Source organism: Clostridia bacterium (genome assembly GCA_035628995.1).
Taxonomy (GTDB): domain Bacteria; phylum Bacillota; class Clostridia; order Lutisporales; family Lutisporaceae; genus BRH-c25.
The window spans coordinates 1-12,461 of sequence record DASPIR010000003.1; the positions used below are offsets into that span (position 1 = coordinate 1).

Sequence of the window (12,461 nt, forward strand, 5' to 3'; positions counted from 1 at the left end):
AGGGCAACTACACCCCTTCACCGGGAGCGAAGCTCCGCCAGGGGGAATGGCTATGGGGTCCGGTTCAGTGGTGTCGTGAGTGCGAACCCGTTATGTGAAATATGGCAGCATATTTTAATTTCGATCTCAGCTTTGTGTTAATGACTAATTGAACTTTTGTCTTTTGAAGGAGAGCAATGATGAAAAGAATAATCCTACTATTGTTTGGTTTATTAGTCTTTATAGTTGCAGTGGCCTGCAGTGATGAAAATGCACCATATATATCTATAAAACCTGCCAACAGTACTAGTACAACGATAGAGTTAGACAGTGAGGCAAGTGTAGAAGACAATAACTCAAAAGGCAATGAACAATCTGGAATAGTAGATAGTGATATTTCTTCATTCATACCTGAGGGATGGCATATTTTAAATGGTTATGGAGAATCAAAAGTTGAAGGTGATTTAAACAAAGATGGAATCTCTGATGTCGCAGTTGTGGTTGAAGGAATAAGTACAAGTGAAGAAGCTGCACCACGTATGCTGATAATAGCGCTTGGCAACGAAGATAAATCATACAGTTTATCAATTAAGGCAGAGAAGACAATTTTAAGAGCTGATGAAGGTGGCGTGATGGGTGATCCGTTCATGGGTCTAGAAATAGATAGGGGGTCATTATTAATCAATCATTATGGTGGAAGTGCTTGGAGATGGAGCAATACCTATAGATTTAGATTTCAAGATGATGGATGGTACTTAATTGGAGCGACTAAGGACTGGTTTCATGCTGTATCAAGTGCAGGTAGACTTTATGAAGATTTCAATTTACTAACTGGTGATTATATTAGAATAGAAACTGATGAGAATGGAGTTGAGAAAGAAGTAAAGTCAAATAGGGGAAAGAAAGAGCTTGTAAATTTAATTGACTTTGATACAAATGGAGAAAGGCAGTTCTAGAGTATTACTTTAACGTTTATTGTCAATGGAAGTCGGGCTTCGCGGGGCTGCCTACTTCATATAACAATGCGCTCACGTTGTAGCACGGTGGGAGGTGCAGGGAGTAGCGTGCCTTGAGTTGCAGATGCCATTGCTCTGGAGAAATGTCAGCAACCACACCCCTTCACCGGGAGCGAAGCTCCGCCAAGAGGAAGAGCTCTGTGGTCCGGTGCAGGGGTGTCGTGAGTGCGAACCCGTTAGACACCATTCGACGATTATACCGGGCGTCCTTACCCGGCTTTTGATATCTACTGAAAATAAGTTTGGAGGCATATACAATGGGAATCGAAATTGACAAAGAAATCATTAAATCTAATGAAGATATTTTTACTATGCTAGATACTCTTCTTGAAAGGAGAGGTGGAGAATGGTGGGATAAATTTTATTCTGATAGGAGTAAACCAATTCCTTTCTTTATCAATGCGCCTGATGAAAATCTTGTATCATTTTTGGAGAAAGGATTATTCAAAAGAGGAAGAGCTTTTGATATTGGATGCGGAAATGGAAGAAATTCAATATTTCTCGCAAAGCAAGGGTTTGAAGTTGATGGTATTGATTTTTCAACAACTTCAATTGAGTGGGCAAATCAAAATGCAAGTGAGGAGCATGTGGATGTGAACTTTATAAATAAGTCCATCTTTGATTTCCAAGTACATCATAGCAGTTATGACTTTGTCTATGACAGTGGCTGTTTACATCATATCAAGCCTCACAGGAGAAACCAATACATTAAGAAGATTATAGATATTCTAAAGCCAGGAGCTTATTTTGGACTTACTGCTTTCAACTTGAAGGGTGGAGCAAATATTTCTGATTATGATGTTTATAGGGACTTTTCTATGCATGGTGGAATTGGCTTTTCAGAACTCAAATTAAAGTCAATTCTAAGTCCTCACTTTGAGATAGTTGAGTTCAGAGAAATGAAGGAAATTAGTGATAACAGCTTGTTCGGTAAGGCATTTTGTTGGGCAGTGCTGATGAAGAAAAGGTAACAGCTGGTTGGCGTCCATGCCAACCACTGAAGCTAGGGACGTCGAACAGCGTCTAACACGGCACTCACGTGGGCATAGCCTTAGGAGGACGGTAAGTAAAACGAGGATTTTCTAATAGAGTTCCGATTTACATCCCTTCACTGGAAGCGAAGCTCCACCAAGAGGACGCGCTTTGATGGTCCGGTTCAGTGGTGTCGTGAGTGCGAGACCGTTAGGCGACAGATGGTGCAACACCTGGTGTACGTGACTGCATTTTAGATTAATTAATAAAGAGGTTAATATATGAACTACAAAGAGATGTACAGAGAGGAAATTTTAAGATTAAGTGAAATTGACAGAAGTGAGGTAGTGGAATATGTCTATTACTTCAAAAATGGTAAATTAGAATTGGAAAAGGAATCATATGATATTAAGGCATGGGATAAGGAAGAATTAAGCAGCTTTATTAATAGACTATATGACCTACACGATAGACAAGGGTATATCTTTGGAGCTTTTGATGGAGAGAGCATTGCTGGATTGGTAGCATTGGATAACAAACTCTTTGGACGGAACAAGGATCAACTCAAGCTGGACATGCTATATATAAGTAGCCCCTATAGAGGTAAAGGCATCGGGAGAAAGCTAATGGAGATTTGTAAGGTCAAAGCGAAGGAATTAGGAGCTTCTAAGTTTTACATATCAGCAACTCCATTTAAGAATACTGTAGATTTTTACATGCGAATGGGTTGTAAACTTACAGCCGAGATAAATAAAGAACTATTTGAGCTAGAGCCATATGATATACATTTAGATTTGGAACTTTAGTATTTTTCTATGGAGATCGACATCATTGCCAAGCTAAGCTCTGCGGGGCACCATCCTTCACCTAACACAACACTCACGCTGTGGCACGATAAGCAAGAGCAAGGAGCAAGCGTGCCTTGGGTTGCCAGGTGCATTTTCTCTGGAGAAAGGTCAGGGCAACCACACCCCTTCACCGGGAGCGGAGCACCGCCAGGGGGGATGTCTCTGCCGGTCCGGTTCAGTGGTGTCGTGAGTGAGGAACCGTTATATGACAGACCGAGCGATGGACGCGACATTGTGTCGCATAATTTGGGGTTAGGCTTTGCAAGTAAATACTTGGGTTATATTGAGTAGTATAAGATGTCGGAGGAGGGAAGAATATGGAAGTCAAACATCCTCAAGTAGGGATATGCGGTCTCTCGTGTAAATTATGTCCAATGTATCAGACAGATAGCAAGAGCAAATGTGAAGGATGTAAAAGTGAGGCAAGAATGAGTGTCGGTTGCCCTTTTATTACCTGCGCAATTAAGAAAAAAGGAATTGAATTTTGCTGGGAATGCAATGAAAGTGCCAATTGTGAAAAATGGAATAAGCATAGGGAGATAGGTAAAGAACGTGACTCATTTAAAAGCTATCAAAAGCTTGAGGATGATATTAGTTTTGTACAAATCAACGGGATTGAACAATTTGTTGAATTACAAAATGTGAAGGAAAAGATTCTCAAAGAGATGTTGGATAGTTTTAATGAGGGGCGTTCGAAAATTTATTATTGTAATGCTTCTACGGTTATAGAAGTGGAAGAATTAGAAGATGCAGTAGAAAGAGCAAAAAAAGACTCGCATGGGTTAGATATTAAGAGTAAAGCGAAAGTCCTCCATAAGATACTAGATGAAATTGCGGAGACGAAGAAATATAATCTAAGGTTACGAAAAGGATAATGGAATATTTAGAAAACACAAGTGAGAGATATGTTTAGGTCACAGCATCCGGGCCGCTCTTGTCTCTGCGGGGCTCGATCCATCATATAACAAGGCACTTACGTGGGTTAAGCCTATAGTGTGCGGTAAGTCAAAGATTGGCTTCCGAATAATACTTGAATATACATCCATTCACCGGGTGTGACCACCGCCAAGGAGTAGGGCTTCGGGGTCCGGTTCAGGTACGTCGTGAGTGCGGAACCGTTATACGAAAGACCAAGTAAAGCTACTTTACGACGATACTTGTATTATACAAGAATTGATTAACTATATATGGAGGAAAACTTATGGAAATTGATCATATCTATATATGCACAGAAGCCAAAGCGTCAGTAGGAGATTTGCTGATAGAATTTGGACTAACAGAAGGCTCTTCAAATACTCATCCAGGGCAAGGAACAGCAAATAGAAGATTCTATTTTCATAACTTCATGTTGGAACTTTTGTGGGTAGAGAACATTGAAGAGGTAAAGAGTGAACGCACTAAACCTATGAGATTATATGAACGATGTTTATTAAATACAAATACGATTTCTCCATTTGGGATTGCATTCAGACCTACAGAGGGAGAAGATGAAGTAATACCATTTTCGGCATGGGACTATCACCCGATTTATTTACCAGAACATCTCAAAATTCAAGTGGCTAAAAATACACCACTGAGTGAACCAATGTATTTTTATCTGTCTTTTGCAAAAAGGCAGGGTAAAGTCCCAATCGAAAGAAGAGAACCAATGGAACATAAAGTGCCGTTAAGGGAAGTAACATCTGTAAAAATACATGTAAACCAAGACAATGCATTATCAAACGCTGCTTTTGTACTAAATCAAGTTCAGAACTTATCGATTGAAAATGATAAGGAACACCTTTTAGAGCTAGAGTTTGATAATGGAACATTAAATCAATCAAGAGATTTCAGACCTGAATTACCTTTATTTATAAAGTGGTAGACATTCTAGCTCTTTGCATTAAGAATCGGTCCTTCGTATAACAATGCCCTCACGCTGCGGCAGGTCGGGCAGGAACAAGAAGCAGACGTGCCTTGGGATGCCGGACGCATTTACTCTGGGGCGGGGGCAGGGCATCCACACACACTTCACCGGGAGCGAAGCTCCGCCAAGAGGAAAGCCTCTGCGGGTACGGTACAGTGGTGTCGTGAGTGCCAAACCGTTATGTGACATGTGGCGGAATAGAAGGCTCGGTCGCACTGACCTCGCTTTTTAATTGATTACTCTTGCATATAATATAAATATCAGAGTTATCAGATTAACGGGGTTGGATTTGTAAGATTTTTTGGGGGGGAGGAACAGTATGAATTATAAGGTATTAACCAAAATGAGCATAAGATTAATTGCCCTGTATTACTTCATGACATACATGGTTTTTACTGTAAGCTCAGTTATTTCATTATTGGAAATTATACGACATTTAAATGAGCAAACTGATATCGGAGTGCTGTCTGTTACTATTCCAATGATAATAATGGTAGTACTCAGTATATTGCTTTGGATATTTGCTGACAAGATATCAGAAAGATTAATTGGAGAAGTGCAATATGAGGGAATATCCCAGAATATTGATTATGACAAAGTTCAAAACATTGCGTTTTGTATTGCTGGTATTTTGGTAATAGCAAAAGCAATGCCTGATTTAATCATTAGCCTATACCAGATAATTGTAATGTCAAATTCACAGATAAGCAGTGAAAACAGAATATACAATAGTTATTTGGCAAAGATTATTGGAGCAGGAATTCAGAGCATATTGGGATTCTGGTTAGTTCTTGGTACAGAAGGTATTATTAACACGATTAAGAAGCTACGAACAGTAGGTATCGGTGAAGGATCACAACAAGAGTAAAAGGTATTATTAACAGAAGTGATTTTTATGTTAAAGGCGCGCGTCCATGCGGCTCTGCCTCTGGAGCCCGCCACACGAACAATGCCCTCACGCTGCGGCAGGTCGGGCAGGAACAAGAAGCAGACGTGCCTTGGGTTGCCGTACGCATTTGCTTTAGAGCGGGAGCAGGGCAACTACACCCCTTCACCAGGAGCGAAGCTCCGCCAGGGGGGATGGGTTCTGCGGATCCGGTTCAGTGGTGTCGTGAGTGCGAAACCGTTAAGTGAAATTGGCCGTAAGGTCGCCGCGTCCTGCGGCGGAATCTGAATGATGACTTTGCAGTTGAACACGCATTAGTATAATACTAGTGAGGAGGAACTCAATGATTGCTGATTTACATATTCATACTTATTTTTCCGATGGAACCCGATCCCCAGAAGAGGTTGTAGAGGAAGCCAAACAAAACGGTATTGGTCTAATTTCCGTATGCGATCATAACTCAATCGCAAGCTTTCCACGGTTGAAGAAAGCTTGCGATAGCAGGAATATTACGTGTATCAGTGGTGCAGAAATAGATTGCTTGTTTGGTGGTTTAAACATTCATATTTTAGCATACAATTGTAGAGCTGATAATCCATCTTTTATAAATCTTCTAAAAACGACTAATGACATAATGGAGCAAATGAGCGTTGATTTAGTTGAAAAGATGTCGGTGGACTATCCACAAATCGGACTCAAAGAATATGAAGTTTTTAATCGTACACCAGTAAATGGTGGTTGGAAAGGGATTGACTATTTAAAGAGTAAAGGGTTTACTGTTAGTTATCCTGAATGCATGAAGTATTATCGAGAGTATGGCGCGAAATGCTCAAGTAGCTTTCAAACCATGGAAACTGTTTGTGGTGTAATCCATAATGCAGGTGGTCTGGCAGTCTTAGCGCATCCTGGTGAGCGACTCGATAAAACAACTAGCAATTTTATGAAAAGTTTATATGGGATAAATAATCTCGGTATTGATGGAATTGAATGTTATTATCCTTCACATAACAAAGAGATAACAGATATTTGCGTTAATTTTTGTAGGGGAAATGACCTATTAATTACTGCCGGTAGTGACTCTCATGGTGATTTTGCATCATTTATTGATGGCATCCATTATGCAATAGGTGCAGTTAAGGTTGATATAAATGATTTAAATTTAAAAGGACTAATATAAGATTTTGGGTTGTAGTTACATGCAGATTTCCTTAAGGGGCCGACCAACTTCACTTAAACAAAGCCCTCACGCTGCGGCAGGTCGGGCAAGAGCAGGAAGCTTGCGTGCTTTGGGTTGCAGAAGCCATTTCTCTGGAGTTAGGTCAGCAACTAGACCCCTTCACCGGGAGCGAAGCTCCATCAAGGGGACAGGCTCTGAAAGTCCGGTTCAGTGGTATCGTGAGTGTGGGACCGTTAGGTAAAATATCATGCTTAGAATTCGTAATTCGTGGCGGACGAAGGAAGGAGATCGAGTTTGATGAAAAGATTATTAGTAATTATTCTGATAATATTAACTTTGATAGGTTGCAAAGGTGAATTAGCTGGTTCCCCCAATTTATCTAAGGCAGAGGGTGCAGCTTCAAACAAAGAAACAATGGAAGAAGAGATACATATATTACCCATGGATATTACTATAGATGATCAAAAGGAAGTAGAAGAACTTATTAATGATTATTTCAATGCACTTGAACATAGAGATTACTTGAAATCGTGGGAATTGATGTCAACAAAGTATCGAAGCGGATATAAGGATTTTGAAGGATATAATAGTGCTTCTAAGAATAGCATTATAGAATCGATTAAACTAATTGAAATTAAAGGATATATACCACCATTTAAAACGAAAGAGTTTGTTACAACAAGAGTCCCAGAGGGAGTTCCAACTGTATGGTTTGAAGCATATTTTGACTTAAAGCTTACAAAGGAAGATCCGAGTTGGGTGAATGGAAAAAATGAACGATTTGTGAACGTCGAAAAAGAAGATAACATATGGAAGATCGGGGGATTAGCAACAAGTCCATAGTAATAAGGCTGAACTAAGACATCCTTGTCTGCGGCTGGCAAGCACCGTCAGGAGTGGAGCTCTGCGGGTACTGCTCCGAGGTATCGTGAGTGCGAGACCGTTATACGCCATGTGGTGTAACATTCTTGCTATCCTTCAGGAGCATTGAAATAGGATTTTAGGAAGTGAGGTGGGTTATTCATGGAAGTGCTATTAGAGAAGTTCATTGAGTCTGATCATTTGCCAATAATTGAAGGTTGGGAAGAAGAAAAAGAAATCTTCAAGTTTCAATCTCATTCAAGGCCTAAGTATTTAAGAGAAAAGGATGGTTTTGCTGATAGAAAAACCCTATTATATATGATTAAACTTGACAGTATATTCATTGGAACTGCATGGTTAGAAGACATAACCCTTGAGGATGCAAAGCTTGGCATTTATATTGCTGATATTAGCAGTAGGGGAAAAGGTATCGGAAAGGAAATAGTAAGGAGGTTAATCGAAATTGCTTCGAATGAGCTGAGATTGAAAAGCATATATTTGAATGTACGGGACTACAATGACAGAGCTATACGATGCTACAGTAAGTGCGGTTTCAAAGTTACGCAAAAGACAGATGGTTTGACTTTTTCGGATGGATCACATGGCGGAAAATATGAAATGACATTATTTATTATCTAATTTAAAGGAATGCAGATAATATTAAACCTCGATCCATAGAGACTTGGTATCCTGGGGATGGTATAGGTATTGAAGAAGCAGAGCGCTGTACGATAGACTTCTGTAAAAAGTTTTTAAATATTGATGTAGTGGAAGTGAAATTCAAAGACATCATTTCAAGAAAAGATGCTTTGGAAAGCTATATTGAGGAAATGAAGTTATTCAATCAATATAGTGGTGTATGTTTTTCAGATGAGCTAATTCAGCAATTAGAGAGTGAATGGAATGTTTCCAGAGAAAAGGTGTTAGAAATTCTGAAAAGAAGTATGTGATAAGTTCTTGTTTAAGGGGTCGACCTTCTTGTCGACATCAGGCGACGGGACGCCGCCATCCATGGCGGCTACTTATAAAACATTTTTTACCGCGCCGACGAAAAACGAACTGCCTTTTTAAAATAATTGGTGTACATCTTTGATAGAGTTATCATTAACCTCGGTTCATCACACTCAAGTTGTCATGAGTCTAAAATATTGAGAGTATTGGAGGAAAGAATATGAAATTGAAAGCACTTGTAGGAAGTGGAAAGAAAATTGGACTGCTTACATTGCCGTTTTTGATAATTGGTTTGGTTCTGAATATTATGATTCCATCTTTATTCAGTGTTGGTGGTCCATCAATTGTTCTAAAGGTAGTTTCTATTATTATTTTAATTCCTGGGGTTACAATTTGGATATGGTCAGTAGTTTTGATCTTAACAAAAATACCTCGAAAAGAACTGATAACAAATGGACCTTACTCTTTAATTAAGCACCCATTATATACAGGTGTGGCTTTACTTGTGCTGCCATGGATTGGTTTTCTATTTAATACATGGTTAGGAGTTTTGATTGGAATTATCGTATATATTGGATCTAGAATATTTTCGCCTGAAGAAGAAAAAATGTTGTCAAAGATTTTTGGTGTCACCTGGGATGAATACTGCAATAAGGTAAAAATACCGTGGCTATAAAGAAGGATCAATATTTAGTGAGATTGCAGAAGGGTTCATGGAAAACAAATGCTTTAGAATATGCCAAAGAAACTCCAATTGCACTAGCAATGTGGGTGACTATAGCAATAGTTGTTTATGGAATTGTTTTGGTGACAAAGCAAACATACGAGTTGTAGACTCCTACTACAAGGAAAATGCATTTTATATTACAACATATTTATTAAGCAATAAAATGAAAGAAATTCTGAAAAACCCAAATGTTGCCTTGAACCACAATTTGTTTGTAGCACATGGTATCGGTGAAAACATTGGTAATCCGCTTGACGAGCCAAACAGAGGGCTAAGAGAAGAATTAAAGAGTGTGTTTGTTGCATTTTATGATAAACATGTTGATGAGCAAGATGAAAACACTTGTATTTTAAAAATCTCGTTGAATGATGCAATTGTTATATAATATTTTACAGTCTGATGGACTATTGTATGTCGGAGTATATGGAGGGCGTAACTCTGAGGGTATATGGGAAGAGGATATTTACATGCCAAAGAGGTTCTTTTCTTTCTACGACGATGACTCAATAAAGAGAATATTTGAAGAGTACTTTGAAATTGTTGATTTTGAAGTAGTTAAACAAGAAAATTCAGATTTACATTACCAAGCAATTGTATTACGAAAAAAGAATTTGGGTATTGTCCATATGTTTTAACAAAGGATGTAATAATCCAATCAAAATATGATTGTTGTAACCAATGGCGAAGTCGCATTTTTTATGAAAAGAAGAGTGAATTAAGTATGTTAGAGTAGTGCTTTGTATGACATATGCTGGTTATGGCGCATGTCCTTGCTAATGGGAGAGGAGAACCCAATATATTAAGAAGAACGAGGGATAATTTTGAAAAGACGATTAGTTTATTTTAGTTTATCAATTATATGCTTTATAGCTTGTGTTTTAATTGTGAAATTTTTCAATGGTAATCAGTTCATCAGAGGATTTATTGGCGATATAATTGTTATTTTGCTGATGTATTTTTTTATCAAGATCTTTTGGAATTTTCATGCACTAAAGCTTACCATTTTTACTCTAGGGGTTGCCTTTGCTATAGAATTTTTACAATATTTAAAGGTTACAACTTTATTTGGACTTGAACACAATACAATGGCCCAACTAATACTTGGATCAATTTTCGATCCGCGTGATTTAATTGCTTATACTATTGGGGGTATTTTGATATATGTTATTGATACGAAACTAGTAAGATATAGTACAATGTAGATTAAATAATAGTGTGACAAGCACCGCCATGGGGTAGAGTCCTATAGAAAAATGTAATGTAAACAATAATTTGATTTGGAGGTCATATAATGAAAATTGAATTGCCAGTTATCCCACCAGAAGGAACAAAAGAAGCTTGGGAAGGACAGTTTGAAGTATTTTCCTGGTATCATTTTGTAATTGATGTACCTGCTCCGGTCTTTATAATCACTACATTAAAGGAAAATGGACTTTCTAATGCGCAGCTAAGTGCTTGGGGAATGATGGCTGGGTCGGGTAATGAGCCTAAGTTTATTCTTCAAGTACATAATTACACTGAAACAAGGAAGTTAATTGAAAGCACAAAAGAATTTGTTATCAACTATCCGATCATCACCTTAAAAGATAAGTTTATGAGATCAATCAATAGATATGATGATAATACAGATGAGATAATTGCCTCTGGGTTACAAATAGAATCTTCACAAATTGTGAAGGCACCCCGTATAAAAGAATGCTTTGCGCATCTTGAATGTAAATTAGATTGGATGCGTGATGTCGAAAGTGAAACAAAGTTCAGTACTCTAGTTCAAGGCAGTATAGTGCATGCTGCAATAAGTGAAGATGCACTATCTGATGACATTAGAGAAGCAAATAAAAAGCGGGGCTGGGTGTATGACATACAAGAAGCATTGAATCCTAAGACAGGGAATCATAATAAAGGGATCTTTGCTTCGTTGGATATTGCTTCCTCTATAGATATTTAAAGTTATTTTTGCAGAGTAATAATTCGTATTTGCAGAAAGGAAGTGTGCTATATGGCTGATAAAGAACTTTTGGCTGAAGAAAAACAAGAGTCCATTATTAAAGATTTATCCAGAGATAGTGCAGAAGGCTGCATAAATTGTGAATTCAATGAATATCGGGATGGTATAAGCAATTTCTGTTCAGAACATGAAAGATATGTTAAAGACTACGACCCTCCATGTAAAGCTTATGTAGAACAAGGTTCATATTAATGCCGTATATCAATGAGAAAAGAACATGGATTTGAAGGGAAGGAAATGACATGAAAGAATGGAATATATTTAAACATACTTTTGCATCACTGATAATAGCAGTAGTCGTTAACTATTTATGGGGTTTCGTAACTGTTCATGAGGCTGCGTCAATAGGTATAATTGGTGCAGCTGACGGACCAACAAGTATATTTGTTAGCAGTAAAAATTTGACTGCTGTTAATTATTTGATAATCAAGATATTGTTCTTAGCAGCATATCCGGGGATTATTGCATTTGCTATCATGATGTTGTTTTTCAAGCCAATAAAAAAGTTGCTTATGAGTAATTAGAATTCTGTTTTATTATTGAACTCTTCTATGTGAAGGGTAAGGCGTATGTAAGTAATTTTGTTATAATTAATAAGGGAGGGAACTTATTATGTCAAGAAAAGCTTTTAGTGCAGCAGGAGCTGTCGCAGTTGGACCATATTCACATGCAGTTGAATCAAAAGATTTGATATTTTTATCTGGACAAACCCCAATAGATTCTCAAACAGGAAAACTTGTAGAAGGTGATATTACTGACCAAACTGAACAATGCTTTAAGAACCTTTTCAACGTATTGGAAGCAGCGGGTCTGACACCTGACGATGTAGAAAAAGTGAATGTATTTTTAACTGATATGAGCAAATTCACAGCAATGAATGAAGTATACTCAAAACAGTTTTCTTCACCTTATCCTGCTCGTACAACTATAGGAGTAGCAGCATTACCTCTAGGTGCTCAGGTTGAAATCGAAATGATTGCCAGGAGAAAATAATCTGACGCAAGGAATATAATTGGCAATACCAACACCTGCTTGAACATGGAAAATAGAGAGTTATGCCACGTAATAATGTGCTCAATTGAGGCATGATACGATTTTTAGGGCAAAGCATTGTAGAATTCGAAGTAGTA

15 protein-coding genes and 1 pseudogene are annotated in these 12,461 nt (G+C 38.1%); all 16 read left to right on the forward strand.

What is annotated here, in order from left to right; all coding sequences use genetic code 11:
* Positions 1-179 precede the first annotated feature (179 nt).
* The 16 genes and pseudogenes from VEB00_00665 to VEB00_00740 all read left to right on the forward strand — a co-directional run bounded on the left by VEB00_00665 (position 180) and on the right by VEB00_00740 (position 12,324).
* A complete protein-coding gene (locus tag VEB00_00665; protein HYF81528.1) occupies positions 180-935 on the forward strand; it encodes a hypothetical protein in 756 nt (251 codons plus the stop codon).
* 317 nt (positions 936-1,252) lie between these two features.
* Positions 1,253-1,966: a class I SAM-dependent methyltransferase gene (locus VEB00_00670; GenBank protein HYF81529.1), complete on the forward strand. Its 714-nt coding sequence runs from the start codon at positions 1,253-1,255 to the stop codon at positions 1,964-1,966.
* A 282-nt stretch (positions 1,967-2,248) separates the two neighbouring features.
* Positions 2,249-2,773, forward strand: coding sequence for a GNAT family N-acetyltransferase (locus VEB00_00675; GenBank protein ID HYF81530.1), 525 nt, complete (start codon positions 2,249-2,251; stop codon positions 2,771-2,773).
* A gap of 359 nt (positions 2,774-3,132) precedes the next feature.
* Positions 3,133-3,690 carry a DUF3795 domain-containing protein gene (locus tag VEB00_00680; GenBank protein HYF81531.1) on the forward strand — a complete coding sequence of 186 codons (558 nt, stop codon included), beginning with the start codon at positions 3,133-3,135 and terminating at the stop codon, positions 3,688-3,690.
* A gap of 326 nt (positions 3,691-4,016) precedes the next feature.
* Complete coding sequence (locus tag VEB00_00685) at positions 4,017-4,679, forward strand: hypothetical protein (protein ID HYF81532.1); 663 nt, start codon at positions 4,017-4,019, stop codon at positions 4,677-4,679.
* A 361-nt stretch (positions 4,680-5,040) separates the two neighbouring features.
* Entirely contained in the window at positions 5,041-5,589 is a 549-nt protein-coding gene (locus tag VEB00_00690; GenBank protein ID HYF81533.1) for a hypothetical protein, read from the forward strand.
* A 361-nt stretch (positions 5,590-5,950) separates the two neighbouring features.
* A complete protein-coding gene (locus tag VEB00_00695; protein ID HYF81534.1) occupies positions 5,951-6,784 on the forward strand; it encodes a PHP domain-containing protein in 834 nt (277 codons plus the stop codon).
* A gap of 297 nt (positions 6,785-7,081) precedes the next feature.
* Positions 7,082-7,627: a DUF4829 domain-containing protein gene (locus VEB00_00700; GenBank protein ID HYF81535.1), complete on the forward strand. Its 546-nt coding sequence runs from the start codon at positions 7,082-7,084 to the stop codon at positions 7,625-7,627.
* A gap of 180 nt (positions 7,628-7,807) precedes the next feature.
* Complete coding sequence (locus VEB00_00705; protein HYF81536.1) at positions 7,808-8,284, forward strand: GNAT family N-acetyltransferase; 477 nt, start codon at positions 7,808-7,810, stop codon at positions 8,282-8,284.
* A gap of 532 nt (positions 8,285-8,816) precedes the next feature.
* Positions 8,817-9,272 carry an isoprenylcysteine carboxylmethyltransferase family protein gene (locus VEB00_00710; GenBank protein HYF81537.1) on the forward strand — a complete coding sequence of 152 codons (456 nt, stop codon included), beginning with the start codon at positions 8,817-8,819 and terminating at the stop codon, positions 9,270-9,272.
* A 37-nt stretch (positions 9,273-9,309) separates the two neighbouring features.
* Positions 9,310-9,708: a pyridoxamine 5'-phosphate oxidase family protein gene (locus VEB00_00715; protein HYF81538.1), complete on the forward strand. Its 399-nt coding sequence runs from the start codon at positions 9,310-9,312 to the stop codon at positions 9,706-9,708.
* Positions 9,709-10,144: 436 nt separating this feature from the next.
* A complete protein-coding gene (locus VEB00_00720) occupies positions 10,145-10,525 on the forward strand; it encodes a DUF2809 domain-containing protein (protein ID HYF81539.1) in 381 nt (126 codons plus the stop codon).
* 89 nt (positions 10,526-10,614) lie between these two features.
* The gene (locus VEB00_00725) at positions 10,615-11,271 is read left to right on the forward strand and encodes a flavin reductase (protein HYF81540.1); all 657 of its coding nucleotides are present in this window, start codon (positions 10,615-10,617) and stop codon (positions 11,269-11,271) included.
* 51 nt (positions 11,272-11,322) lie between these two features.
* Positions 11,323-11,523 carry a hypothetical protein gene (locus VEB00_00730; protein ID HYF81541.1) on the forward strand — a complete coding sequence of 67 codons (201 nt, stop codon included), beginning with the start codon at positions 11,323-11,325 and terminating at the stop codon, positions 11,521-11,523.
* Positions 11,524-11,603: 80 nt separating this feature from the next.
* A pseudogene (locus VEB00_00735) lies at positions 11,604-11,855 on the forward strand (sodium ion-translocating decarboxylase subunit beta).
* 88 nt (positions 11,856-11,943) lie between these two features.
* Positions 11,944-12,324, forward strand: coding sequence for a Rid family detoxifying hydrolase (locus tag VEB00_00740; GenBank protein HYF81542.1), 381 nt, complete (start codon positions 11,944-11,946; stop codon positions 12,322-12,324).
* Positions 12,325-12,461: the final 137 nt, after the last annotated feature.

What these genes read in the sequence shown, in the direction of transcription:
- VEB00_00700 (HYF81535.1), top strand. Translation starts at nt 7,082, where the DNA reads ATGAAAAGATTATTAGTAATTATTCTGATAATATTAACTTTGATAGGT.
- VEB00_00725 (HYF81540.1), top strand. Translation starts at nt 10,615, where the DNA reads ATGAAAATTGAATTGCCAGTTATCCCACCAGAAGGAACAAAAGAAGCT.
- VEB00_00740 (HYF81542.1), top strand. Translation starts at nt 11,944, where the DNA reads ATGTCAAGAAAAGCTTTTAGTGCAGCAGGAGCTGTCGCAGTTGGACCA.
- VEB00_00710 (HYF81537.1), top strand. Translation starts at nt 8,817, where the DNA reads ATGAAATTGAAAGCACTTGTAGGAAGTGGAAAGAAAATTGGACTGCTT.
- VEB00_00695 (HYF81534.1), top strand. Translation starts at nt 5,951, where the DNA reads ATGATTGCTGATTTACATATTCATACTTATTTTTCCGATGGAACCCGA.
- VEB00_00680 (HYF81531.1), top strand. Translation starts at nt 3,133, where the DNA reads ATGGAAGTCAAACATCCTCAAGTAGGGATATGCGGTCTCTCGTGTAAA.
- VEB00_00715 (HYF81538.1), top strand. Translation starts at nt 9,310, where the DNA reads ATGGAAAACAAATGCTTTAGAATATGCCAAAGAAACTCCAATTGCACT.
- VEB00_00665 (HYF81528.1), top strand. Translation starts at nt 180, where the DNA reads ATGAAAAGAATAATCCTACTATTGTTTGGTTTATTAGTCTTTATAGTT.
- VEB00_00730 (HYF81541.1), top strand. Translation starts at nt 11,323, where the DNA reads ATGGCTGATAAAGAACTTTTGGCTGAAGAAAAACAAGAGTCCATTATT.
- VEB00_00705 (HYF81536.1), top strand. Translation starts at nt 7,808, where the DNA reads ATGGAAGTGCTATTAGAGAAGTTCATTGAGTCTGATCATTTGCCAATA.
- VEB00_00675 (HYF81530.1), top strand. Translation starts at nt 2,249, where the DNA reads ATGAACTACAAAGAGATGTACAGAGAGGAAATTTTAAGATTAAGTGAA.
- VEB00_00685 (HYF81532.1), top strand. Translation starts at nt 4,017, where the DNA reads ATGGAAATTGATCATATCTATATATGCACAGAAGCCAAAGCGTCAGTA.
- VEB00_00690 (HYF81533.1), top strand. Translation starts at nt 5,041, where the DNA reads ATGAATTATAAGGTATTAACCAAAATGAGCATAAGATTAATTGCCCTG.
- VEB00_00670 (HYF81529.1), top strand. Translation starts at nt 1,253, where the DNA reads ATGGGAATCGAAATTGACAAAGAAATCATTAAATCTAATGAAGATATT.